Annotated in this window: 20 protein-coding genes; 11 read left to right on the top strand and 9 right to left on the bottom strand. The window is 54.4% G+C overall.

All coding sequences use genetic code 11. The annotated features are described in order from the left end of the window. The first annotated feature begins 23 nt into the window (after positions 1-23). Positions 24-548 (top strand): gamma-glutamylcyclotransferase, encoded by a 525-nt coding sequence (locus R0137_RS08855; RefSeq protein WP_407326062.1) that lies wholly within the window; start codon positions 24-26, stop codon positions 546-548. Positions 549-566: 18 nt separating this feature from the next. Here the strand turns inward: R0137_RS08855 and R0137_RS08850 are convergent, their stop codons facing one another. The 6 genes from R0137_RS08850 to R0137_RS08825 form a co-directional block, all read right to left on the bottom strand. Further along, positions 567-3482, bottom strand: a complete 2916-nt coding sequence (locus R0137_RS08850; RefSeq protein WP_407326061.1) for an EAL domain-containing protein — start codon at positions 3480-3482, stop codon at positions 567-569. Next, positions 3479-4306: an ABC transporter substrate-binding protein gene (locus tag R0137_RS08845; RefSeq protein ID WP_407326060.1), complete on the bottom strand. Its 828-nt coding sequence runs from the start codon at positions 4304-4306 to the stop codon at positions 3479-3481. Before R0137_RS08845 ends, R0137_RS08850 begins: the two co-directional genes overlap by 4 nt. Before the next feature lie 211 nt (positions 4307-4517). After that, positions 4518-6371, bottom strand: a complete 1854-nt coding sequence (locus R0137_RS08840) for a ferrous iron transporter B (protein ID WP_407326059.1) — start codon at positions 6369-6371, stop codon at positions 4518-4520. Then, a complete protein-coding gene (locus R0137_RS08835) occupies positions 6364-6609 on the bottom strand; it encodes a ferrous iron transport protein A (RefSeq protein ID WP_407326058.1) in 246 nt (81 codons plus the stop codon). Before R0137_RS08835 ends, R0137_RS08840 begins: the two co-directional genes overlap by 8 nt. Position 6610: 1 nt before the next feature. After that, a complete protein-coding gene (locus tag R0137_RS08830) occupies positions 6611-8374 on the bottom strand; it encodes an ABCB family ABC transporter ATP-binding protein/permease (RefSeq protein WP_407329996.1) in 1764 nt (587 codons plus the stop codon). 32 nt (positions 8375-8406) lie between these two features. Then, positions 8407-9681 (bottom strand): TMEM143 family protein, encoded by a 1275-nt coding sequence (locus tag R0137_RS08825; protein WP_407326057.1) that lies wholly within the window; start codon positions 9679-9681, stop codon positions 8407-8409. 116 nt (positions 9682-9797) lie between these two features. Here R0137_RS08825 and R0137_RS08820 point away from each other — a divergent pair, with 116 nt between their 5' ends. Genes R0137_RS08820 through R0137_RS08810 form a run of 3 tightly spaced genes read left to right on the top strand, consistent with a single transcriptional unit; the run spans position 9798 to position 11615 of the window. Beyond that, positions 9798-10223 (top strand): YeeE/YedE family protein, encoded by a 426-nt coding sequence (locus tag R0137_RS08820; protein ID WP_407326056.1) that lies wholly within the window; start codon positions 9798-9800, stop codon positions 10221-10223. Further along, the gene (locus R0137_RS08815) at positions 10220-10642 is read left to right on the top strand and encodes a DUF6691 family protein (RefSeq protein ID WP_407326055.1); all 423 of its coding nucleotides are present in this window, start codon (positions 10220-10222) and stop codon (positions 10640-10642) included. The genes R0137_RS08820 and R0137_RS08815 overlap by 4 nt, the downstream gene beginning before the upstream one ends. Next, complete coding sequence (locus R0137_RS08810; RefSeq protein ID WP_407326054.1) at positions 10635-11615, top strand: threonine dehydratase; 981 nt, start codon at positions 10635-10637, stop codon at positions 11613-11615. The genes R0137_RS08815 and R0137_RS08810 overlap by 8 nt, the downstream gene beginning before the upstream one ends. Before the next feature lie 112 nt (positions 11616-11727). Here the strand turns inward: R0137_RS08810 and R0137_RS08805 are convergent, their stop codons facing one another. After that, positions 11728-12159, bottom strand: coding sequence for a TerB family tellurite resistance protein (locus R0137_RS08805; RefSeq protein ID WP_407326053.1), 432 nt, complete (start codon positions 12157-12159; stop codon positions 11728-11730). A gap of 262 nt (positions 12160-12421) precedes the next feature. Here R0137_RS08805 and R0137_RS08800 point away from each other — a divergent pair, with 262 nt between their 5' ends. Both R0137_RS08800 and R0137_RS08795 read left to right on the top strand, forming a co-directional pair. Further along, positions 12422-13519, top strand: a complete 1098-nt coding sequence (locus tag R0137_RS08800; protein WP_407326052.1) for an efflux RND transporter periplasmic adaptor subunit — start codon at positions 12422-12424, stop codon at positions 13517-13519. Next, a complete protein-coding gene (locus R0137_RS08795; RefSeq protein ID WP_407326051.1) occupies positions 13516-16710 on the top strand; it encodes an efflux RND transporter permease subunit in 3195 nt (1064 codons plus the stop codon). Before R0137_RS08800 ends, R0137_RS08795 begins: the two co-directional genes overlap by 4 nt. Before the next feature lie 27 nt (positions 16711-16737). Here R0137_RS08795 and R0137_RS08790 read toward each other — a convergent pair whose 3' ends face one another. Continuing rightward, the gene (locus tag R0137_RS08790) at positions 16738-18024 is read right to left on the bottom strand and encodes an amidohydrolase (protein ID WP_407326050.1); all 1287 of its coding nucleotides are present in this window, start codon (positions 18022-18024) and stop codon (positions 16738-16740) included. 136 nt (positions 18025-18160) lie between these two features. Here R0137_RS08790 and msbA point away from each other — a divergent pair, with 136 nt between their 5' ends. The 3 genes from msbA to R0137_RS08775 all read left to right on the top strand — a co-directional run bounded on the left by msbA (position 18161) and on the right by R0137_RS08775 (position 21934). Continuing rightward, the gene (gene msbA / locus R0137_RS08785) at positions 18161-19990 is read left to right on the top strand and encodes a lipid A export permease/ATP-binding protein MsbA (RefSeq protein ID WP_407326049.1); all 1830 of its coding nucleotides are present in this window, start codon (positions 18161-18163) and stop codon (positions 19988-19990) included. Next, a complete protein-coding gene (locus R0137_RS08780; protein ID WP_407326048.1) occupies positions 19987-21099 on the top strand; it encodes a glycosyltransferase family 4 protein in 1113 nt (370 codons plus the stop codon). The genes msbA and R0137_RS08780 overlap by 4 nt, the downstream gene beginning before the upstream one ends. 79 nt (positions 21100-21178) lie before the next feature. Further along, a complete protein-coding gene (locus R0137_RS08775) occupies positions 21179-21934 on the top strand; it encodes a creatininase family protein (RefSeq protein ID WP_407326047.1) in 756 nt (251 codons plus the stop codon). Between the two features lie 2 nt (positions 21935-21936). On the opposite strand, the gene metC is transcribed toward R0137_RS08775, so the two are convergent. Further along, positions 21937-23142 carry a cystathionine beta-lyase gene (metC, locus tag R0137_RS08770; protein WP_407326046.1) on the bottom strand — a complete coding sequence of 402 codons (1206 nt, stop codon included), beginning with the start codon at positions 23140-23142 and terminating at the stop codon, positions 21937-21939. Positions 23143-23267: 125 nt separating this feature from the next. Between metC and R0137_RS08765 the strand changes: the two genes are divergently transcribed. Next, positions 23268-24215 (top strand): glutathione S-transferase family protein, encoded by a 948-nt coding sequence (locus tag R0137_RS08765; protein WP_407326045.1) that lies wholly within the window; start codon positions 23268-23270, stop codon positions 24213-24215. Then, on the top strand, positions 24212-24628 hold the full coding sequence (locus R0137_RS08760) for a DUF1330 domain-containing protein (protein WP_407326044.1): 417 nt from the start codon (positions 24212-24214) through the stop codon (positions 24626-24628). Before R0137_RS08765 ends, R0137_RS08760 begins: the two co-directional genes overlap by 4 nt. Positions 24629-24643: the final 15 nt, after the last annotated feature.

Genomic DNA, 24643 nt, shown 5'->3' with positions numbered 1-24643 from the left:
AGCGACATTTTGGTTGATCAACAGTGAACAACCAGCATTGGATATTCGGCTACGGATCGCTGATCTACAAAGTAGACTTCCCCTATGTCGAGCGGGAAGTCGCGCTGCTAAAAGATTGGTCCAGACGCTTTTGGCAGGGGTCTCACGATCATCGGGGAACCCCGGACTCTCCCGGCAGAGTGGTCACTCTTATTCCCGACCTCGGTGCTCTATGTCGCGGCGTCGCCTATCTGGTGGATGAATCGGTGTTTGCGCATCTGGATCATCGAGAGAAGAATGGTTATGAGCGTCATTTCACGCCACTGTATCTTGAAGATCGCGACCAAACGGTCACCGGAGTTTTTTATGTAGCGACGCGTGGCAACCCTGCGTTTCTTGGTGAGGGCTCGGATCGCGATCTAGCGCAGCACATCGCCGACAGTCATGGCCCCAGTGGGAGCAATGCAGATTATTTGCTCTCCCTCGCCGAAGCTCTTCGCGAGCTAGATGAGTATGACGAACACGTCATGAATCTTGAGCGGGAGCTACTCCACTTGCGCTCGGGTTAATCACTAGCGCGGGAATAATCACGGTGCACGCTTAACATTCCTAGTAGAGACGCGATTCTGCGAAGAGTGAGTACGTTGCTCCCAGAGTGCACGCCCCTCGTGTGCCCCTCGCGTAGGCAAGGATGAGTATTCTTTCGCGGTGTTACGTAAGCTTGAAGGTAGTTCCCAGTCTGCCACCCACCGCTCAAAATCCGCCGCAGGAATCGGCCGGGAAAAGAGATACCCCTGGGCCACAGAGCAGCCCAGTAAGAGAAGCATCTCTGCCTGCTCTATCGTTTCTACGCCTTCTGCGACCGCCTCTCGATCAAATGCCCTCGCCATGGATAGAATTGCCATAAGCAGCGCAAAATCGTCATAGCTCGCATACATTGATTGCACAAACCTCTGATCAATCTTCACCGTACTGGCACGAAGATCTTTAATATGAGAGAGCGAGCTGTAACCCGTGCCAAAGTCATCGAGCGCAAAATTAACGCCCAGCTCTCGACACTCCTCGATAACACTGTTTACCCTTGCCGCATCGGCTACTGCTGCACTCTCCAAAATCTCAAGAGTGAACCCACTGGTCGATTCATTACCAGCGGCGGCTATGTCTGCCCGCAGTCTCGGAACAAACTCAGGCTGTGTGATGTCAAGCGCCGTAACATTCACGTGCATACCCAAATCCAAACCCTGCTCGTGCCAGAGTTTTTGCTGGGCGAGCGCCTCGCCACGAACCCAGCTATCCAGCTTGACCGCCAAGCGATGCCCCATCATGGCTGGCAAAAACTGATCTGGGGGTAACAACCCACGCTCGGGGTGGCGCCAGCGCACTAAAGCTTCCGCACCGACGACAGTCCCTTTACGCATATCAACAAGGGGTTGATAGAAGAGCTCAAACTCTCCCCGCTCAATACCATCGCCGAAGACTTCTACAAAGGCGCGAAGCGCCGAATCCTCCTGCTCGTCGGATATGCGATAGAGACTCCTACCGCTTTCTTTGGCGCGATACATGGCCTGATCTGCCTGCCTAAGAAGATGGTCAGGCCCAACGTCCATAGCCGGGGAATAAAAGGCTATACCCGCGCTTGCCGACACCTGCATCGACACACCGGAAACCACACGCGTTTCATGAATCGCACTCATGAGGCGATCGAGCAGCGCAATACATTCTTTTCGGCTATTAAAGTCGCAGATAAGAAAAACAAACTCATCACCCCCCAAGCGTGCGACGGTATCCGTCCGCCGGATTTGACGGCTAAATAGCTGGGAAAGCTGCATGAGAAGTTCGTCACCCGTGGCATGACCGTGCTCATCGTTGATCTCTTTAAACTTGTCGAGATCCATGTAAACGACCGCGAGCTCCACGAGTCGACGATCCGCAGAGGCCATTGCCTGATCGAGACGATCAGAAAACAAAGTCCTGTTTGGCAATCCAGTTAGCGCATCGTAGTGTGCGGCCCGCTCTAACTGCTGCTCGTGGTCATGAAGGTCGGTGATATCGCGACTTATCCCAAAGAGACCGGTAATCTCACTACTATCCTTGGAAAAGACCGGCCATTTATAGGTCGACACCCAACCCATGCTCCCGTCTAGCTTTTTAAAGCGCTGACGCTGATCCACCAACGGCTCGCGCGATCGGAAAAGCTCCTTTTCCTGTCGAACATATTCCTCAGCAATTTCCGGAGGGAAAACGTCCTCATCCCGGAGTCCTTCCACGCCGCGTCGATCCGGAATGCCCACTAGCTCCGCAAAGCTGCGACTCGTAAACACGTAACGCCGTGAGGCATCCTTAAAGTACATAAAGTCGGTTGTACGATTGAGAAACAGCTCGAAGTGCTGATTAAGATCTTCTAGTCTTTGATGATCCGCCTTCTGTGCTTTTACCGATCGTTGCAAGTCTCTCCAGAGCGTTGCCAGGCGGCGATTACGCTCCAATAGCGCCAGGAGCAACCCCAAGGCCAAAAACATTAAAACAACTACGGTGCTAACGCCCAGAGTGTGCTGACGCCAAATATCGAAAATCGAGAAACTTGGAGGTTTGTCATAGGGCTTTAAGCGCAACTGCCTTAACTCGCTTTCAAGGCCAGAATAATCTGCCGGTGCATTTACTCCCGCGAACACCCCCTCATCCGTTGCATAACGGCCTCCGGGGCGCCACAAAATAGCCCCAAGAATCCGCGCGACAATTTCCGGCGATGTACCCCGCGTAGCCACAAGGGGCCATTCCGGATGCAAACGGGTTGATACGGCGAAGGGATAATCCCCCAGCTTCTGACGGTTCAAAACGGAGACTAGACTCGGATTTAAATCGCCTCTGCGAGTCATGGCTTCCAGCAATGAGGAGCGGAGAAACACGGCGTCGACACGACCATCAACAAGTTCCGCAACTGCATCTGTTTGACTACCCACTTCAATCCACCGGATATCCGAGCGTTCCATACCGACTCTCGCCAGTTCGGCCATTGGTAAAACGAAGCCTCCGGTGTCTCGAAAGTCGCCAATCGCAACAGTCTTGCCGCGAAGATCTAAAAGAGTTTTGAGATCGTCACGCTGCGAGGACACCAATATCGTGCCGCCCAAACTCCCGATGTTTCCCGCTTTAGACGAACGATACATAGTCGCAAACGCAGCAGTCATTCGGTCAGAAGCACGAAGACGGAGATAGTGATAGGGATCAGAAACGATGATCGCGCTCTTCCCCCCTCGGGCAAGCGTGTCTAATTCGTCAATCGACAACACTTCAAGAGTGAATTGAACATTTGCAAATTGTTCATTGAGTCCGTCTAGCCATGGGCGCATTTGGCGCGCGACTACCTCTTGGGTATCGAATTCGAGCACGGCAATAGTCACTTGCTCGCTCCCTTGGGAATAGCCGTTCTGGGCGCCCGTGATCGCCAGCACAAAAAATAGCATTGTGGAAAGCAAGCGCCTGACCATGGACCAAGGACTCACTGCAAGACTCTGGGCAAGTATTGCGAATCTACTAACTTGGATAAATCCGCGTCAGACGGCGAAACTATCTGCTCTACAAGCATCTGCTTCGCTGTTTCTTCCACAGCGCCATCCGGTGCCAAAAAAGCTCTTACCACCTGTAAGCGCGGAAGACGTACTTTTGTCAGCGTAGCCTTCACCTCCGCGGCGCTTGAACCTTGATACTCAGCGTAGCGATACACGGCATCATCAGGGCTTCGATCAAGGTAATCTAGCGCCTTAAAGTGAGCCGCTATAACTTGCGACAGAACTTCTTGACGATTAATCAGGCTCGGACGATTGACTACGAGTACGTCAAAAATTGTGTTGGAAGCCTCACTGCTATCAAAGATTCTTGTGGCACCCAGCGCGACGATATCATCTGTCATCGGTGGGTAGGCGACCACAGCATCGACATCACCCATCTCAAAGGCTGCTAGGAGATCACTTCCGGAGAGATCAATAACCTCGATGTCCTCCAAGCTTAAGTCTTCGGCATCTAAGGCCATACGCAGCAGGAACTCACTCACGGTACCTAACTCAACCGCAACGCGAGCTCTCTCAAGATCACGAACACTTTTTATGGGCGCCTTGGCGAGCACGACATCCGCGCCTGCGGACTCATCCATCACAAGGACAATGGCGATTTTCGGCAGATCACTTCGCAATCGGAGGGCTTCATCAAGAGTCAGCGCAGCGACTTGCACTTCTCCGGAGCGCAACGCCTCCATGGACTCCACCCCAGACGCAGTACGACGGAGCACCACCCCCTCGGGAAGCCACTTAAACTCGTCAGCCAAACTCAAAGTTTCAAAGCCAACCCAAGGGGCGAACGCGATATGAAGCTCCACCCGAGGCTGGCAGCCTGTCAGAGTCAACGCCAGTAAGAATGCTATTAGGGGAACGCGGATAACTTTCCAGGGGTTGTATGAAGCACAATCAAGCATTAGCCCAGCGAGTCCGCGTGATTACAATGTTGTTCGGGTACTCGGCATTCTAGCAAGGGCGGCCCGGATGTCATCCACCAAATAGGCTGACCAACTGATATGCCAATAACGCCAGCACGTACGCCATACCGCTGTAGGCCAGAAACATCCTGATAGCCAGACGATTAGAAGCAGACTCTTTGCTGAGCACCGCCATGGTAGATACACACATCAGTGCTACGGCGAAGAACACCAACAGGGACACTCCCGACGCTATACCCAAATCGCTGTTCTGAATCTGCGCAACAAGAGGGACCATGTTTTCTTCCGCGCCCTCTATGCCGAATATCACGCCCAAGGTGCCAACGAACACTTCCCGTGCAAGGAAAGAACTCATCACCGCAACTCCGTAACGCCAGTCCAAGCCTAGAGGTGCGAACACGGGCTCCACAAAACGACCCATCTGACCAAGCCACGACGCCCCTAAGTCAGCGCCGTAATTTGGAAAATAGCCAAGGACCCAAATCACGAAAGTCACCGCTACAATGATGCCTCCCGCCTTGGTAATGAAATGCTGACAGCGTCTCCATGACTTCCGAAGAAGAGGGACAAGCGTCGGTAAACGATAGGCTGGCATTTCGAGTACGAAGGGCAAGTCAGATTCCTCCGATGTACTAAAGCGCGACACCATTGCAGTCACCAAGAGCCCACAGAGCATCCCAAAAAAATACACCAGAAACATCGCCAAACCCTGATAACCAACCAGCCCTCCGAGGGCCGTGGTACTGGGAATGAACGCGGCGATCAAAAGCGTGTATACCGGAAGGCGTGCAGAACAAGGCATGAGAGGAATCGCCATGTAGGTCAAAAAACGACGTCTGGGTGAATCAATAGAACGTGCTGCATAGATTCCCGGTATAGCGCAGGCAACACCCGACAGCATAGGAATAAAGCTTTTACCCGTTAGCCCGAAGAACCGCAGAGGACGGTGACAAATCAGAGCTGCTCGAGCCATGTAGCCCGAGTCTTCCAACAAACCGATGACAAAGGTGAGTACAAAGATTTGCGGCACGAAAACCAAAAACGCACCCAGACCGGAAAACAGGGCATCTGCCGTAAAATCTTTCAACAGTGGCGTGTCTATCATTGGAACCACTCGATCTGAGATCCAAACGAGTCCTTGCTCCACCGCGTCCATTGCAGGCGTTGACCAGGTAAAAATCGACTGAAACAACAGATACATGATGGCGAAAAACGCGATGCCTCCAAAACCTGTATGGAGGAAAAAAGCGTCTAATCGATTTTGGGTACGCAGGAGAATGTCACCTTTCGGCCCGTAATTTCGAGCGAGCTGGTGGGCATTGCCGCGCAGCAAGATGTCTGGTTCCTGATGATCGCTTGGGCATACCGGGTTCGATAACTGCTCTGACACCGCAGCATCAAGACGCTCCAGACCCTGGCCTGTGCGAGCAGAAATACCCAGCACAGTGGCCCCCATGTCGCGGCCCAGCGCCTCCAAATCTATATTGATGCGGTGGTTCTCCAGCACATCAATCATGTTCGCAAGCACAAGCACAGGCTTTCCAGCTCGCCCGCACTCCCGAATAACCTGGAGAGCCAGGTACAGACTCTTCTCGAGTCGGGTAACGTCAATGACACAGAGCACGACGCCTAACTCCCCGTCCTTGAGAGCCAGTTCAAATTGTTCAACCGCTACTCGCTCTTCCCCGGAAATCGCTTGCAGAGAATAAGTGCCCGGGTAGTCATAAAGCGTGACTCCCGGATGTCCAGAAAGTTTCCCGCTGGCTATCTCCACGGTGATACCGGGAAAGTTGGCGACCCGGTGCTGCAAGCCCGTTAGACGATTAAAGAGCAATGTCTTACCGCAGTTGGGACTACCGATAAGGAGAGCTTTGTGCGGTTCTTGGCGAGGATTATCAGTCATTATTTTCGGGCCGTACTTGAACGTGGCTCGCTACTTCGTCATCTAGGGAGAACACAGTGTTGGCGACGCGATAAACCTTTGGGGCACCAAGAGCCGGCGCCTGAAGACAGCTCACCATCTCCCCAGGGTGGAAACCCAGCTCCATTAACCGAATCCGGTACTCATCCTGTAGCGTTTCGTCGAAGCCATCAATCGCTCCAGACTGGCCCTTGGTCAATGTCCAAAGAGTTACGGTCACACTAGTCCTGTTCGCTGCGGCGCTGTTGAGCCTGCCAAAGTTGCGAATAATACCCGTTCTCAAGAAGCAGGTCATGATGTTTCCCCTGCTCGACCACTTTTCCGCTGTGTAAAACAACAATCCGGTCAGCGTCTATGACGGTAGAGAGCCTATGAGCAATGACTAAGGTCGTGTGCTGCTGTGCCATGGAAGAAAAAGCATCCAATACAGCCTGCTCCGAGCGGCTGTCCAAGCTCGACGTAGCCTCATCAAAGACCAGGATAGGAGCATCCTTAATAGCAGCGCGGGCAATACCCACTCGCTGACGCTCTCCGCCGGAAAGCTTCAATCCCCGCTCTCCCACTACAGTGTCCAGCCCTTTGGGAAGGCGTGCGACAAAGTCCTCCAGGTGTGCCGTCGCGATAGCTTTGAGTAATTCATCGTCATCCGCCTCGGGATTGCCGTAGCGTATATTTTCTCGCAGCGTGTCATTAAACAGTACGCAGTCCTGAGGCACGATGGCGATTTGCCGTCGAACCGATCGCTGGCTTAGATCTCGAAGGTCCTGACCATCGATGGTTACCGAGCCAGACTCGGGATCATAAAAACGAAACAAAAGCTTTACCAAGGTTGATTTACCGGCACCACTGGCGCCTACAACTGCTACCTTCTCTCCGCCCATGATCGAGAAACTCACGTCCCTGAGGATGGGTCTTGAATCATCGTAAGAAAAACCTACCGCATTGAAGCTTAGGGTCGACGTATTCACCTCCAAGTCTCTAGCATCGCTCTTGTCAGACACCTTGGGCTGCCGATCCAGAAGAGCAAACAGACGTTCAATGTTCGCAAGTGAGCTTTTTATCTCTCGGTATACGAACCCCAGAAAACCCAGAGGCATAAAGAGCTGCAACATAAATTGATTAACCAGCACAAAGTCGCCAAGGCTCATGTCGCCGCTTTGCACCTGCCACGCCGCCAAGGCGAGCATAGACGTTTGGGACAAAGCAATAATGAGTGCCTGTCCCCCATTGAGTGCAAAGAGTGACAGGCGGTTTTTTCGACGTGCCACCTCCCAGGTGGCAAGAGATTCATCGTATCGCTCTGCTTCGAACTCCTCGTTAGTGAAGTACTTCACCGTTTCGTAGTTGAGCAAACTATCCACAGAGCGAGTATTACTACTCGAGTCCGCCTCGTTGACTTCCCGAACAAAACGAGTGCGCCACGCGGTGGCTCGAAAGGAGTACAGACCATAAAGAGTGACAGAAGTAAGTACGATTGCCGCATAGGGCCACCCATAGCTGAGCAACAAAATACCCGTAACCATGGCGATTTCGAAAAGCGTTGGCGCAATATTGAAAATAAAGAAACGCAGCAAAAAGCTGATTCCCGAGGTACCGCGCTCGATATCTCGTGCAAGGCCTCCGGTGCGCCGATTCAAATGAAAATCCAGATCGAGACTGTGGACGTGGCGAAAAACCTGAATACCGATACGTCGCATCGCTCTTTCTGTGACGCGACCAAATAGGGTGTCCCTTAACTCGCCAAACAGCGTGTTGGCCAAGCGCGCAGCACCGTAGGCAACCACCAAGAGAAGTAGCAGCATCAGACTTGTGGCTTCGGCGCCTGCATCAAGGCCGTCTACCAGTGCCTTTAGCAAAAAGGGAATCAGCAAAAGACCGCCTTTGGCGGCTATCAGGCACAACAAAGCGAGGAGCACGCGAGGACGGTTTTCTTTTAGCACCGGCGCGAGGCGACGATAGATCAGGCCCAGCAAACCAGGTTGCAGGGGCTCAGTCGACCCCGTGTTATCGAATCCTTTCACAGTGAGTCAGAGTCAATAGCGGGCTCGGAATCAATTGCGCTCCACAGTCCCTCATCTTCCGTCGCCAGACCGAGTGACACGAGCTTTTGCAGGGCATCAGCTATCTCAAAGTCGAGGTGAGCCTGCCAGCGTTTCGCAAACCATCCTTCGATAACTTCATCAAGATCTTCAGCGCTCATAGGCCTGTTTTCGGCAAGTAAAAAATACAAAGCTACAAAGGCTTCCTTGCACTCAGAGTCCTCCGCATCGTCCAGCACTCGTAAGAGAACACCTCCATTGTTATCGAGCAATTTGAAGTAGAGGTCCCGAGTAAGCGCCTGGCGGAAGCGATTTTTACGGTTTCGATAGCTGGACCACTGCTTCCACAGGTAGGCACCAAGGGCTCCAAAGCCGGCACCGATCATAAGCAGACCTCGTTTATCCAACACCACAGGCTCACTATGTAGCCCCAGCCAGAAACCGCCCAAGGCTCCCAAGAGAAGCAGAGGCGCACCGAGCTTCGTTGTCGCCACTATCGCCCCGCTAGCCAGTGCAGGCACACCAATAAGAAGCCGATCGCTCCAGCGCATGGCTACACGGGTATTGGGAAACAACATCTCCAAATCCGCATCGGGAACGTTTTGAAACAACTTAATCATCACGCGACCAGGAGTGAACTCACTGTCCGTTTTCACCCCTCGGTCTGCAAAGCGTAAAAACAGTACAACGCGATCGTAGTTCACGAACTTCGCCTTTCGCTTTATCAGGCCGAAAAACAAGCGAACGGTCTCCGTGCGCTCATTACTGCCGCGGCAGTACAAAAGCACATTGTCAAAGTCTTTTAGATCGACTCGGAGTCGTATTTGAAAAAGAGAAGAACTGCGAAATGCCTTCTTTAACTGCTCATCGGTGAGCACTTCATAATTTGCTCGGTTGAGCAGACTCTCCAAACGACTTGCAAGCAAGTCGGTGGCTTCGTCTCCCGTGGGCGCGACCTTTGGAAACTGGCGCGTGTCGGCGTCAGGATCAAGGCTGGCGTAGCACTCTTTCAAGTCCTGTCGAATCACATGGAACTCATCGCGAAACGCGTACTCGATCGTATTCGCCGCAGCTTCAAAGCGTTGCCTCGGGGATTCACCAAGACGCTCTTCAGCACGAAGCATCTGAAGTACATCATTGCGCCGGAACGGAATGAATCGGAAACCCGCCAGAGGAGCCACCACAAGGTCGTCGGAAGCTACTTCGCCGGCCCCCTCTTCCCCTTTACTGTCGTCTAACGAGGCTGTGACCACCCGTACTCCTTTGCCTGTCGGCGCGCTGCATTGGTTCAAATCCGTTTGCAGCTTGTCATTCCAAGGTCTCACGATCAAGATAGCGCCCGCGCTTTCAATAGGATCTAAAGGGCAGCATGAACACAGAACTGTGGATGGCCGTTATGGGCGGCTTATGTATCGGCACATCGGCAGTGGTGCTTCTGTCCCTTGCGGGAAGAATCGCCGGTGTCAGTGGCATTCTCTGGGGAGCACTCACCGAACAGTCGACGCATCTATGGCGCTGGCTTTTTCTGCTTGGGCTCGCAGGCGGCGGCGTCGCAGCTCATACACTACTGGACATTCCCTTACCCTCACCTCAGAACCTGCCCGTGTCCTGGGCTGTGGTGGGAGGACTGTTGGTAGGTCTGGGAACGCGGTGGGGTAAAGGCTGTACCAGCGGCCACGGTGTCTGTGGCATCGGCCTTCTTGCTCCGCGGTCCGCAGCTGCGACCATAACGTTTATGGGTAGTGGCATTATCACGGTCTACGTCGCTCGCCACGTCCTTGGCGGTGGCCTATGAGATCCGTCGCCGGCCTTCTCAGCGGGTTAATCTTTGGCTTTGGACTTGTGCTTTCCGGTATGACCGACCGGGACAAAGTCTTGGGATTTCTCGATGTCGTTGGAAGTTGGCAGCCCGCGTTGCTGCTGGTTATGGGTTCCGCAGTGATGGTCACCTTCGTTGGTTTTGCACTGGTGCGGCGTCAAAAAAGACCGCTGTTTGCTCCCAGTTTCCACTTCCCAGTGAAGCGTGCGATCGATGGAAGACTCCTCGGAGGAGCCGTCCTCTTTGGCATAGGATGGGGCATTTACGGTTTCTGTCCCGGGCCAGCGGTCACTGCGTTGTTTTATGGAGACGTAGGCACCTACTACTTTTTTGCAGCGATGATAGCCGGGATGTGGATAGCCAATCACCTAGAGTCGAGGAGGCACAATGCCTGACAACACTACATCCCTGGCATCTCTAAAAGCAGCGGCAACGCGAGTTTACGCGGCTATGCCGGCGACCCCACAGTACGCCTGGCCTATGCTAGCCGCCGAGCTTGGAGCAGAGCTGTGGGTGAAGCATGAGAACCACACGCCTGCGGGGGCGTTTAAAGTGCGTGGAGGCATCACTTTCATCGATTGGTTGCGTGAAACTCACCCGGAGTGCCGCGGTATCGCCACCGCAACCCGGGGCAATCATGGTCAAAGCCAGGCTCGTGCCGCCGCAGCTGCGGGGCTCGAAGCGACGATTGTGGTCCCCCACGGCAACGCCCGCGAAAAGAACGATGCCATGCGCGGCTTCGGTGCAAAGTTGATCGAACACGGTAAGGACTTTGATGAATCCCGAGAAAAGGCCAAGCGTTTGGCTGCACTGGAGGATCTTTATCTGGTTCCCCCATTCCACCAAGCGCTGGTATCAGGTGTCGCAAGCTATGCGCTGGAGCTGTTTTCGGCCGTACCTCACATCAAGCGAGTTTATGTACCTATTGGCTGCGGCTCGGGTATCTGCGCGGTCATCGCAGCGAGGGATGCTATGGGCCTGGACACTGAGGTGATCGGCGTTGTCTCTACGGAAGCAACGGCGGCCCAACAGGCTTTTCTTAGCGGCAAACCTGAGACGACGGCGTCTGCGCGTACTTTTGCCGACGGCGTTGCCGTTCGCTCTGTAGTGCCAGAGGCCCTTGCGATTTACAGAGAAGGAGCGCAGCGCGTAATCGCGGTTAGTGATGATGAGATCGCCCACGCTATGCGCCTGTATTTTCGCTGCACACACAATGTCAGCGAAGGCGCTGGCGCGGCACCGCTAGCCGCGGCCATTCGGGAAAAGGACATCAACGCGGGAGAAAGGATCGCGGTTATTCTATGTGGGGGTAACGTAGATACCGAGGTGTTTCAGGAAGTGCTGTCTGGTCGTACGCCCCAAGCTTGAGCGACTGAGGGCATTCCGTGCCTAGCGCGGCATGGCAAAACTTGGGAAGGCGTCCTGAAAGATAGGTAATGCCGAGGCAGGCCTAGGCATTACCGTATCGACAGCGGGAGCTTTAGGCGACAATCAACCCTGCAGCGTCGGCTGCGGACAAGCCCAGCGCTGAAACAACCATGTTAAAGAATTCTGCCTCGCGAGATGAGATATTGTCGTCAGCGTGCATGACGGCTACCAGACCGCGCAGAATCGCTCGCCGTTGATCCATATTCAGCTTGGGCGCCGCATTCATCAGGCACTTTGGCAGTGGTGTGGACTCATAGATTTTCGATAGTGCCGCGGTTCTCACCTCACTGTCGGAGAGGTCTTCGCCAAGCTCTTCTTTAATAACAGACTGAACCGTAGCGATTTCTGCCGGGTGCGTGTACGCATCAGCATCCGTTGCGCGAGACAGAACCAGCACAAACAGCTCCCTGAAAAGATCAGAATCCGCGGTCTGCGGAGCTTCACCAAAAAGCTGTCTTACCTTGTTGAATTCTACCAGTGCCATAAAAGCTATCTCCCTGTCCGAGGCTGATCGACGCACGATCATACTGACTTTTGCACAGTGAGAATACCGTCCGCCGACCATTCTTGCCAGAACTTGCCTCTAATCCGCCCAGCATCGCACTCCCAGTATCGATGTAAGCACCCTCCGGCAAACCCAAAAGCCCTCAATCTGCGTATGTTGTGTGTGAATATTTTTGCCTTTGCCCGCCCTGAGGGGACCCGGGCAGGCGGTATAATGAGCCAACGACTTTGCGAAAACCATCATGAAAAAGAACCTCATAATCGCCACGCTTATTGGCGTTGGCTTGCTCCTTTGGCTTGCGTCTGGACTGTTTAGCGCCGGGCCCGAACCCACATTGGACACAAAAACAGTGGCCCTGGCGGATCAGGAGCACGATTTGCCTCGCGTTCGTGTACGCCAGTTCAATGCTGAGCAGCGCACGCTGACACGAATTCTGCGTGGCAAAACCGCCAGTAAGCGTATGGCCAAAGTCAGCGCAGAAACGACTGGCCGCGTGGTAGCACGCCCAGTTGAGCGCGGTGATCGCGTCAAGGAAGGCGCGCTGCTCTGTGAATTGGCGGTCAACGACCGTGAGGCTTCAGTTCTGGAGGCAGAATCGGCGCTATCCCAGGCGGAAATCGAGTATCGCGGCGCTTTAGAGCTACAAGACAAGAACCTCCTCTCAAAGATTCGTATTGCACAGGTCGCGGCGGAACTCGAATCTGCCCGCGCGGGCCTCGCCCGCCAAAAGCTCAACCTCGAGCGTACTCGCATAGTTGCGCCCTTTGATGGCGTTATTGAAACTCTGCACATGGATGTCGGGGATCTCGCTTCTGTCGGGGCGCCCTGTGCGACGCTCATCGATCTAGACCCCTTGCTGATCTCGGCCAATGTTTCCGAGAGAGATATCAACTACGTCAGTCTTGGCGGCTCGGTCACCGCCCGTACCAGCACCAATGAAAAACTCACGGGTAAAGTCACTTTCGTGGGTAGTGTTTCTGACGAAATCACACGCACCTACCCTGTCGAAATCACAGTGCCTAACAGCGATTACCGTCTAAGGGCTGGCCTCACTACCGTAGCCAGCGTCGAGACAGAAACAGTACTGGCACACCGTGTATCGCCCGCGCTGTTCACCCTGAACGATGCCGGCCTCGTGGGACTAAGGGCTGTAGATCGCGACAGCCGTGTGGTATTCCATCCCGTAACCATCGTGGAGGATGCGGCCGATGGCGCTTGGGTCACAGGGCTTCCGGGCGTGGTGCGCCTAATCACTGTTGGGCATGAGTTTGTGTCCAGCGGACAAGAGGTTGAGGCCCTGGATGAAAGCGTTGCACCCGCGACGGCCAGCCTGCTATGAGCAGCTACATAGACAAGGCGATCAACCGATCTCGTAGTACGCTCATGCTGATGGGCGTACTGGTCCTCGCTGGCTTGATTTCACGATCGGCCTTACCCATTGCGAACGATCCACACATCGTGCTGCCCTACTTTTATATCGGAATTCCTCACGAGGGAATTTCCCCGGAAGACTCCGAACGCTTACTTATCCAACCCATGGAGATAGAGCTAAGGAAGATCGAGGGGCTCAAAGAGATCAGCGCGACAGCTTCCGAGGGCTATGCCACCCTGTTTGTGGAGTTCGAGCCGAGCGTAGACCTCAACGTGGCCCTTACTGACGTGCGCGAAGCCGTGGACAGAGGGAAGTCAGAAATACCCTCCACTGCGGAAGAGCCCATCGTTCGAGAGCTGGACGTTGATGACTTCCCACTTATCCAGATTAACCTTCTCAGCCGCGGGGCCAGCGAGCGGCAAATTTATGAGACAGCCCTGAAGTTAAGAGACGATATCGAATCTATTCCCTCGGTTCTTAGCGCCGAGATAAGAGGCGATCGTGAGGAAGTTCTCGAAGTCATTATTGACCCGCAGGCACTTGAGGCCTATCAGATCTCCAGTGAGTCTCTGGTAAACATCCTGCAGCGTAACAATCGCCTGATTCCCGCGGGCAGCGTAGACACCGGCAAGGGTCGCTTCTCGGTGAAAGTTCCCTCGGTGGTGGAGTCTGCCAGCGACATCATGGACTTACCTGTTCAAGTGAGCGGCGACTCAGTGGTCACCCTGTCTGATGTTGCAAGTATCCGCCGGACGTTTAAGGATCGAACCAGCCACGCGCGCTTCAACGGCGTAGAGACGATGACCGTAGAAGTCAAAAAACGCGTGGACGCTAACGTTATTGATACCTCAGAAGCAGTTTTAAAAGTGGTCGAGGAGTCCACGGCAGGATTACCCTCAACCATCGCTGTTGTACCGTCGCAGAACACTGCCGAATTTGCTCAAGTTCAGGTCACTGAGCTTCAAGGCAATATTATGACAGCGCTCGCGCTCGTCATGGTTATCGTGGTCGCAGCGATGGGTTTTAGAAGTGGCGTGATTGTCGGACTGGGTATCCCCTTCTCTCTGCTGTTCTCGATAATCATTATTTACCAGCTGGGCTATACCTTCAATTTCATGGTCATGTTCGGCATGTTGTTGGGGCTCGGAATGCTCATTGACGGAGCGATCGTGGTAACCGAGTACGCTGATCGGAAGATGAGCGAAGGCATAGAACACAAAGAAGCTTATTCTGAGGCTGTCAAACGTATGTTCTGGCCAGTGACTGCATCCACGGCGACCACTCTAGCTGCATTCCTCCCTTTAATTTTTTGGCCCGGTATTTCCGGCCAGTTCATGCGCTACCTGCCCGTCACCGTGTTCACGGTACTCAGCGGCTCACTGGTCTATGCGCTTTTGTTCGGCCCGGTATTGGGCTCCATTTTCGGCAAACCCACAGTGCACAGCGCCGCAGCTCAGGCGACTATGGAAGAACTTGATCATGGCGATCCAACACACCTGAACACACTTACAGGGGCCTATGCCCGAATGATGGCATGGATCACCGGCCACCCACTCACCACGGTAGGAACCATTTTCTCCCTACTTTTTTGCGTTTTCTGGGCCTACGGTAAGTACGGCGCGGGCATGGTGTTCTTCAACGACTCCGATCCTCAGTTTATCTCCATGTCCGTTAGCGGCCGTGGCAACTTCTCGGAGAGCGACGTGAACAACCTGGTGCTGGAGGTTGAGCGTCAGGTGTTGCAGGTGTCCGATATTCGGTCTGTGAACACACGTACGATCCTGCCCGGAAGCAACTCGGGTGGCGGCGGTATGGGCGGCGGTGCAGTCAACGATCGTATTGGCAGCATCTTTTTGGAATTGGTGCCCGAGTGGGATCGAGATCGGGATGGCTTCGCTGTTATGCGTGAGTTGCGAGAGCGCACCCGTGACTTCGCTGGGATCAAAGTAGAAGTTAACGCCATGGAGCAAGGCCCTCCTGTGGGCAAGCCCATTCAGATCGAGCTCAAATCTAGGCATAGGGATCTCCTCGAACCGGCCATGCTGCGTATTCATAACTATCTCGATACGCTCCCGGAGCTTATTGACATAGATGATACCCGCGCCTTGCCCTCGATCGAGTGGCGTATGCAGGTTGATAGGGCTCAAGCCGCGCTGTATGGAGCTGATGTGCTCTCGGCGGGAGTAGCTCTTCAGTTAGTTACGAATGGTGTCAAAGTAGCAGAGTATCGGCCGGATGGTGCTGACGACGCGGTGGATATTCGAGCCCGCTTCCCGATCCAGGATCGCGGTATTCGAGCCATGGACGATTTACGGATCAGCACAGAGCAAGGGCAAATACCCCTTAGTAATTTCGTACGCATTCAGCCTGCGCCAGGAGTGGATACTTTTCAGCGTATTGATACTTTTCCGGTAGAGCGTATCCGCGCTAACGTCGTTCAGGGAGTCCTTGCCGACACTATGGTGGGGCAGATTCAAGAGTGGCTGGGCACGCAAGATTTTGATCCTCGTCTAAATATTGAATTTCGCGGAGCAAACGAAGAACAAGCAGACTCCATGGCCTTCGTTCAGGGTGCTTTTTTACTCTCACTCCTATTGATGTTCGTATTGCTGGTGACGCAGTTCAATAGCTTCTACCAGAGCGGATTGATACTTCTAGCCGTTATCATGTCTACCGCCGGTGTTTTATTGGGCCTGATCATCACCGGCAATCCGTTCAGCGCGATTCTCACAGGAGTCGGAGTCGTCGCACTGGCCGGTATCGTCGTGAACAACAATATCGTACTCATCGACACGTTTAATGTTGTGCGGGCAGAGAGCCCCGAACTGAGCGTGCAAGACGCCATCGTCCGCGCCGCAGCGCAGCGACTCCGTCCCGTTATGCTCACGACGGTAACAACTGTCTTTGGACTCCTACCGCTGGCTTGCGACTTATCTATAGATATCGTAAATCGCAGTATCACGGCAGGGGGGCAGATGGCGACGTTCTGGGGCCCGCTGTCTCAAGCCATTGTGTTTGGTCTGTCCTTCGCAACAGTACTGACGCTGATAGCGACACCGGCTTTGCTGGCACTACCTACAGCTTTAAGAACCCGCTGGGCCGCACGAAAGAACAACAAGCCACTGCCTCAGGAACCGCAAAAACCAGCGACTGCCTAAGGCCCGGCGCCGCGCAAATTCAAGGCATCAGGGTTTCGCCAATAAGTCCAAGGCCATCGCGGTGATGGCCCGACGACCTGTTTCCAAAGTAGGAACCGGATCCGGTGCAAAGAACGCAGAGTGTAACGAAGGCAGGCGAGCCTCACCGCGACCTGCCGCCTCCCACAGTGACTCGGGCACAGTGCCTACGCGAATCATGAAAGAGGGTATTTTCGCGTCGGTACGTCCATAGCGGGAGAAATCCTCGCCCCCCATTTCTTTGGGGATCTCAGCCAACGCATCGTCGCCCAACTCCGCGCGCATTGCAGCAACACCCCGAGCAACCAATTCCGGGTTATTCCAAAGCGCCGGAGTGTATTCGTTTAGGACCTTAACTTCTGGCAGTTGGTCTTCGGGAAAACCCAAGGCTTCTGCCTGGTTTACGGTTATGCGCTCTATCCCCGACAGAAGCGTCTCTCGCACCTCATCTGAGTAAGAACGCACGGTTAACTGGAGCGTCGCTTTATCGGAGATAATATTGTGCTTGGTGCCAGCATGGATCGAGCCCACAGTGACCACCCCGGGCTCCGCTGGATGAATGGATCGTGATACCAACGTTTGCAAGTCCATAATCACTGCGGCAGCGAGAACCACAGGGTCCTTTGCCGTGTGGGGATAGGCTCCATGGCCACCTACTCCATGGAGCGTGATATCCACGCTATCCACATTGGCCATCATCCAGCCAGAAATGTATCCGATTTTACCCGCGGGTAGGGTCGCAATTGTGTGCACCGACAGGTTGTAGTCCGGCTGAGGGAATCGCTCAAAAAGGCCGTCCGCAAGCATGTCTCGAGCGCCTGCACCTCGCTCTTCTGCCGGCTGCATAATCACCATGAGTGTTCCCTGCCACTCATCTCTTCTATTCACCAGTTCCAGTGCAGCTGCTGTCACCACGGTCATATGCACGTCGTGGCCGCAGGCATGCATAACGGAGACGTCCTGACCATTCATCTCTTTTGCACGTACGGTGCTGGCGTAGGGGAGCCCCGTATCCTCTTCAACAGGCAGTCCATCCATGTCGGCGCGGACCATAAGGGTAGGCCCCTCCCCGTTCTGCATCATGGCAACCAATCCATGTCCTCCGACACCACTGGTCACGGTAAAACCTGCATCTCCCAGCGTTTTAGCCAGCGTTGCGGCTGTTTGCTCTTCCTGGAAAGAAAGCTCGGGGTTTTCATGCAGGTACTTGTAGTAAGCGAGCTCGTCAAAGGCCATAAGCTGGGGTGCGATGGCGCACATTGCGACGAGTGAGCTTGCTTGGATAAATCGGAGCATGGTGGTTCCTCAAAAGACGATACGGCGAGTCTAGCAAAGTCTGGGTCAGCGGATGCCCGACTCCCAAGCATCCCGTACAATGTCATCACGCTTCGCCTAGTTAAGACACTTGAATAAAGACGCTCAACAGACTGACATGCCGACACAGGATAATGCCTTGCAAACCTCCGGGGGCTTGCAAACCTATGGGCGCTTGCTTCGGTACGTACGCCCGCACTGGCCAGCATTTTTGGTCAGTATGTTTGGCTTCGTACTGTACGCGGCGACCCAGTCCGCTTTTGCCGGGTTAATGCAGTATCTGCCCGCCGCTTTTGACGGTAGCCCTCTAGGCAACACGGGCATTCTGAGCTCCAGCACGCTTAGCAACTGGGAGAAGCGATTTGGACTAAACCAAGCAGAGAACGTGCACCTGTTTCTGCCGCTGGCACTCGTTGCGATAGTTTCAGTGCGAGGCATCGGCTCATACCTGGGTAGCTACTACATTACCTATGTGGCACGGCATGTGGTTAATCAGCTACGTCTGGATGTCTTCGCTCACATCAACAATTTGCCGGCGGCCTATCTGGCCCAGCGCAATTCCGCTGAGCTTATTTCTCTGATTACTTTCAATATTGAGCAAGTCGCCGCTGCGGCATCGACTGCCATCAAAGTGATCGTCCGCGAAGGACTCACGGTAATCGCATTATTAAGCTACATCTTTTATCTCAATTGGAAGCTTTCACTGCTGTTCGTCGTACTGGCCCCAATCATCGGCGGCATCATCAGCCTCGCCTCTTCTCAATTTAAAAAGTACAGCCGTCGGATACAGGACTCCATGGGTGGCATTACCCGTGTTGCTGCCGAAGCTATACGAGGCTTTCCGGTGGTTCGTGGTTACGGTGGCACAGCCTCTGAGAATGCGCGCTTTGAAGAACGCAGTCGCTATGCACTGAGTCAGGATCTGAAGCTGGCGAGAGTGAACGAGATCAGCACACCGATTATCCAGTGGTTAACCTACACTGCGCTTGCCGGCCTCTTCTGGTTTGGTTTAGATCCCGCGCTACGTGGAAGCATGGATTCTGGTCAGTTTCTTGCCTACATAACCGCTGCTAGCCTCGTAGCAAAACCTCTACGCCAGCTCACCCAGGTTAACGCACGAATCCAGCGCGGCATTGCAGCCGCTGAGAGCGTGTTCGAGGTCCTCGATCAGAGTACGGAAAGCACGTCGGGAAGACCCCTGAACGAGCCTTCCCAAGGTGCTTACACTCTATGTGATCTGCATTTTCGTTATCCGGGTACGGCGGAAGACACTCTTCATGGTATTTCTCTAGACATTACGTCTGGCGAAACACTGGCTCTTGTAGGGCGCTCCGGATCTGGTAAAACCACCTTGGTTAATCTGCTCGCCGCACAATACCCCCCACCTGCAGATTCACTGTTTCTGGACGGGGTACCCATGGAATCGCTCCGCCTTTCCGAGCTTAGGCGCCAGATAGCCTTCGTCAGTCAACACACAACCTTATTTGCGGCGAGTGTGCGTGAAAACATTGCCTATGGCGATCTGGAGGGGGCCAGTGACGAGGCCATTACCGAAGCACTTTCTCAAGCTAACGCTTTGGACTTTGTGAGCCGCCTCCCGGCGGGGCTGGACACAGTACTTCGAGAAGAAGGCGACGATTTTTCCGGAGGTCAGCGCCAGCGTCTGGCACTGGCACGGGCGTTTTTGAAAAACGCGCCCATCTTGATTCTGGACGAAGCTACCTCAGCTCAGGATGCGGAGAGTGAAGGACTGATTCAACAAGCTTTGCAGCGTATCCTCACCGGGCGAACAGCCATTATCATTGCCCACAGACTTTCTACCGTAGAGCAGGTTGATCGCATCGCGGTGATGGATCAGGGCAGCGTCGTTGAACTAGGCTCGCACAAAGAGTTACTCGCCAAACAGGGCCTTTACGCCCAACTTCACCAGCAGCAGTTGCAAGCATGAAGGTATTGCAGGTTCTCCCCGCTTTAGACACCGGGGGTGTAGAACGGGGCACCTTGGATATTGCCAAAGCGCTTGTCCAAGCGGGCCACGAATCCAGCGTGCTCTCTGGTGGCGGCCGTCTCGTAACCCGGCTTGAAAAACAAGGCTCTAAACATATTCAATGGGCCCTGGGGAAAAAATCGCCACTTACGCTTCGCCATGTTCGTCCTCTGCGTCGTTGGCTTGCGTCCCAGCAGTTTGACGTTCTCCATCTTCGATCACGGATGCCCGGATGGGTTTGCTGGTTAGCATGGCGCGGTATGGATCCAGCGTCCCGCCCCCGCTTGGTCACCACGGTGCATGGCATGCACTCGGTCAGTCGGTACAGCGAGATTGTAACCTGCGGTGAACGGGTGATTGTGGTCTCTGAATCCATCAGAGACTACGTACTGGAGAACTATCCGAGTTGCGCCCCGGAGAAACTCCGGCTGATTTATCGCGGCATTAATCCTCTGGAGTTTCCAAGAGGACACCAGGCCACCGAAAAGTGGCTGTCAGACTGGTATCGCGAGTTTCCACAGCTACTGGATCAGCGGGTGATTACCATGGCTGGCCGTCTCACCCGTCTTAAGGGCCATCATGATTTCATGGATGTGATTGCGCGGCTTCGCGACGAAGGGCTGCCGGTGCACGGCCTAATCGTAGGTGGAGAAGACCCAAAACGTATTGCCTATGCCCGGGAACTCTACGCAGCAGTGGAAAAGCGAGGATTGGCCACACACATTAGCTTCGCAGGGCATCGCGGTGATCTTCGAGATATTTATGCAGTTTCGGACATCGTATTGTCACTCTCCACGCAACCCGAATCCTTTGGACGAACCGTTCTCGAACCTCTCAGCGAAGGGCGTCCCGTCGTGGGCTACGCTCATGGCGGCGTCGCAGAGATACTGGCAGCCCTGTATCCCCGGGGAGCAGTAGCCGTTCGTGATACGGCAGCAGCGGCAGAGCAGATAACAGCTATCCTTGCAGGCCAGGTCGCGCCTCCGCGCCGCAATGATCAGTTTCTTCTGGATATAATGGCTACAGACACTTTGGCGGTTTACGAAGAGCTGATTGCTTCAAACAGATAGGCCAAACGCTTCAACAGAACAAGTAATGGCGAAGTAGCACGTCAGTGCTTTGCCCCTTCACTAAATTAAGGAGCCGAACATGCTCATGGCACTCTCGACCTGGTGCGACGTGGAAGCCTATCTTGAGCGCAGCCGCAGCATCATCTTGCCCATCGGATCTATGGAGCAACACGGCCCCACCGGACTCATAGGCACCGATGCCATTTGCCCTACGGTGATCGCAGAGGCAGCCGCCTCGGACGACCCTGACATACTAGTGGGACCGACCTTCAGTGTTGGCTGTGCCCAACACCATCTGGGATTCCCGGGAAGTATGACCCTTCGGCCTAGCACTATGATCGCAGCCATCGTCGACTGGAGCGCATCGCTGCGGCGCCACGGCTTCGAGCGCATATATTGGATTAATGGCCATGGGGGCAACATTGCGACGATCGCCGCAGCATTTTCTGAAGTCTATGCCGAGCGCAGTTTTGCAGGCGCAGACTCCAGCATACCCGCACTCACGATGAAGCAGCGCAACTGGTGGGATCTACCAGGTGTTATGAACACTTGCAGGCACTTGCATCCTAAACATGAAGGCTCTCACGCCACGGCGTCGGAAGTTGCGGTAACTTATGCAGCGCACCCAGAACAGGTTCGCAATATAGAGCTCACTCCGAAGGTGGCTCCCAGCGGTGGTTTCACCGATGCCGACGACTATCGTCGACGCTTTGCCGACGGTCGCATAGGCTCGGACCCAACCCAAGCCACAGTCGCTGCGGGTGAAGAGATTATTAAGGTCGCAGCAAAGGCTCTTCGCGAAGACTTCCTGGCTTTCGCAAACCGAGCTGGCTAGGCTTACCGGTTAAGCCTGTCCATTGCAGCAAAGCCCTTTTCCAAATCCGCAATAAGATCGTCCGGGTGTTCAAGTCCAATGTGCAAACGAATCAAGACCTCGTCGTCGGCCAATGTCAGACTCGGTAGATTACGCGTAGCCTGCATTGGCAGGCAGAGGCTCTCAAAACCGCCCCAGGAAAAGCCCACGCCGAACAACTCTAGAGCATCGACAAAAGCGGCAAGCGCCGCCTCATTTTCTCGGCGCACGATCGTGCCAAAGAGCCCGTTAGCCCCCTGAAAATCCCGTTCGAAGGTTTTGTGTCCGGGGCAGGACTCCCACGCAGGATGGAGGAGCCGAGTCACCCGGGGCTGGGATTCTAGCCATTTGGCAACGGTCCGAGCTCCCCGATCATGAGCCGCTAATCTTATCGCCAGTGTGCGCATGCCCCGCAGTGCGAGGTTGGCGTCATCGGGAGCCAGGTGCATCCCGTGTGCCAGAGTGTGATGGTGCAACTGGGTATACAGTTCGGGACTGCGAGTTGTAGTCACGCCAAATAGGCAGTCCGCATGCCCATTGAGATATTTGGTGCCTGATTGCATAGAAAGATCCACATCGAAATCCAGCGGATCAAACAACAGAGGAGTTGCCCATGTGTTATCGATCGCCGTGAGCAGACCATATTTCTTTGCGACGGCAACGAGCGCGGGGACATCCTGAATCTCAAAGGTAGCAGACCCTGGAGACTCCATGAAAATCATCCGCGTACTGTCTTCCACCAGTGCTTCCAAGTCGTCGCCCATCAAAGGGTCATAAAACGTCGTTCTGACGCCCCGACGCGCAAGGCTGCCCACACAGAACTTGCGCGTAGGCCCGTAGACACTGTCGACCATAAGCAGATGATCGCCCGGTGATAAAAAGCAGTTGAGGATACTGGCCATCGAGGCTGTGCCCGACGTTGAGAGCACCGCACCGACGCTACCATCCAGTTCACAGACTGCATCTTCCAGAGCACGGGTGGTGGGCGTCCCCATACGTCCGTAGTACATGTGCTCCCGATCCAGGGGCGCGGCCTCCCGAGCCTTAAACTCTGCATAGTCCTGAAACAACACGGTCGAGGCATGAAACACCGGGCTGGTGACCACACGGGGATCCGGGCGCCCCGCATGCACGATCCGGGTGCTCAGGTGTCGGGTATTTGGATTGTCCATTGGAGATTTTTTGCTCACGCTCGTGCTCATTTTTTGCGGATAACAGGCCAAGAGGCTAGCACCGCGACGAGAACACGGCCAGTAACACTAGACGGAGAAACATTGGTCTGCGACAGTGATGTTTTCTTCTAGGGACCTTTCGCATGAGCGAGCTCATCCTACATCAGTATGCAGACTCCCCATTCTCCGAAAAAGTACGCGCCATCCTAGGTTATGCCGAGCTACCGTACAGAAGTGTTGATATCCCCGCGATCATGCCCAAGCCTGACCTCACAGCGCTAACCGGCGGATATCGCAGAACACCTGTGATGCAGATGGGCGCTGATATCTACTGCGATACCGCTCTTATCGCTGAGATCATTGACACCCATAGCACCCAAACCGAACTGTTCGCAGGATCGGGGCTTGCGCAAACGATCGCAGCTGCCCGCTGGACTGACAGTGAGTTTTTTCGTGTATGCGTAGGTTTGGTTTTTCAGCCTGCGGCCATTGCGGCGAATCCACGTTTTCAGGATCCCGGAGCTGCAGAGGCATTTGTAAAAGACCGTGCGGCATTTACCAGCGGTAGTCCGGGTCTTGCTGTTCCTTTATCTCGGGCTGAAGCTGTGTTCAAAGAGCACATGCGTGCAATGGAGCAGAGCCTGGCAGGCAGGCCCTATCTTGGCGGCAATACGCCAAGCATTCTTGATTTTTCCACCTGGCACCTATGCTGGTTTGTTCACCGACAGGAAGTACTTCGACATTATTTCGAAGGTTACTCCGCTGTTGACGCGTGGTTAGAGAAAATGACTGCCTTCAGTGACGGTAAACTCGCGACCACTATCAGTAGCGATGAGGCAATCAACATAGCCAGAGACGCAGAGCCTGCGCCTCTTGAGGGCGCTAGCGTAGATCCATTGTTGGACGCCGACGCCGGCGCGAGAGTACAGGTCTTGCCCACGGACTATGGGTTTCAAGCGGTTGTCGGCTCGCTTGTCGCGGCGGATGACAAACACATTGTCATAGCCCGGGAGGATGACCGCGCTGGCCGCTTGAACGTACACTTCCCACGCTATGGATTTGAAGTTTCACTGGCTGGAGATAAAGCATGAAACATATAGACCCCTCCCGAGAGCAATTTGATGCCTTCAAGGCGCTTCCACGAGATACGCCAATCATGATGCTCAATCTGATTCGTCTCAATGAGACGGCGACGTACCCGGATGGTGAAACCTGCAGTGGCGCCGAGGCCTATCGGCGTTACGGCGAACACAGTGGCCCGATCTTCCGAGAGCTAGGCGGCGAGATCATGTGGCGCGGACACCAAGAATGCATGCTCACTGGGCCTACAGACAAACACTGGGACATCGCATTCGTTGCCCGTTACCCCAATGCAGGAGCATTTTTGGCGATGGTGACTAACCCGGATTATCAGGCCATTGTTATCCACAGAACCGTCGCCGTGGACGATAGTCGCTTGATTCGCTTCGGTGAAGATGATTCCGGTGAGGGCTTTGCCGGCTAGCGGGATTTCGAGCAC

The organism is Congregibacter brevis, from assembly GCF_045689245.1.
GTDB lineage: Bacteria > Pseudomonadota > Gammaproteobacteria > Pseudomonadales > Halieaceae > Congregibacter > Congregibacter brevis.
The sequence above is the reverse complement of the archived record's forward strand: the minus strand, read 5'-3'. Positions and strand labels throughout refer to the sequence as shown.

What these genes read in the sequence shown, in the direction of transcription:
- R0137_RS08820 (WP_407326056.1), top strand. Translation starts at nt 9,798, where the DNA reads ATGAACACAGAACTGTGGATGGCCGTTATGGGCGGCTTATGTATCGGC.
- R0137_RS08810 (WP_407326054.1), top strand. Translation starts at nt 10,635, where the DNA reads ATGCCTGACAACACTACATCCCTGGCATCTCTAAAAGCAGCGGCAACG.
- msbA (WP_407326049.1), top strand. Translation starts at nt 18,161, where the DNA reads ATGCCGACACAGGATAATGCCTTGCAAACCTCCGGGGGCTTGCAAACC.
- R0137_RS08780 (WP_407326048.1), top strand. Translation starts at nt 19,987, where the DNA reads ATGAAGGTATTGCAGGTTCTCCCCGCTTTAGACACCGGGGGTGTAGAA.
- R0137_RS08815 (WP_407326055.1), top strand. Translation starts at nt 10,220, where the DNA reads ATGAGATCCGTCGCCGGCCTTCTCAGCGGGTTAATCTTTGGCTTTGGA.
- R0137_RS08775 (WP_407326047.1), top strand. Translation starts at nt 21,179, where the DNA reads ATGCTCATGGCACTCTCGACCTGGTGCGACGTGGAAGCCTATCTTGAG.
- R0137_RS08790 (WP_407326050.1), bottom strand. Translation starts at nt 18,024, where the DNA reads ATGCTCCGATTTATCCAAGCAAGCTCACTCGTCGCAATGTGCGCCATC.
- R0137_RS08805 (WP_407326053.1), bottom strand. Translation starts at nt 12,159, where the DNA reads ATGGCACTGGTAGAATTCAACAAGGTAAGACAGCTTTTTGGTGAAGCT.
- R0137_RS08760 (WP_407326044.1), top strand. Translation starts at nt 24,212, where the DNA reads ATGAAACATATAGACCCCTCCCGAGAGCAATTTGATGCCTTCAAGGCG.
- R0137_RS08795 (WP_407326051.1), top strand. Translation starts at nt 13,516, where the DNA reads ATGAGCAGCTACATAGACAAGGCGATCAACCGATCTCGTAGTACGCTC.
- R0137_RS08800 (WP_407326052.1), top strand. Translation starts at nt 12,422, where the DNA reads ATGAAAAAGAACCTCATAATCGCCACGCTTATTGGCGTTGGCTTGCTC.
- R0137_RS08840 (WP_407326059.1), bottom strand. Translation starts at nt 6,371, where the DNA reads ATGACTGATAATCCTCGCCAAGAACCGCACAAAGCTCTCCTTATCGGT.
- R0137_RS08765 (WP_407326045.1), top strand. Translation starts at nt 23,268, where the DNA reads ATGAGCGAGCTCATCCTACATCAGTATGCAGACTCCCCATTCTCCGAA.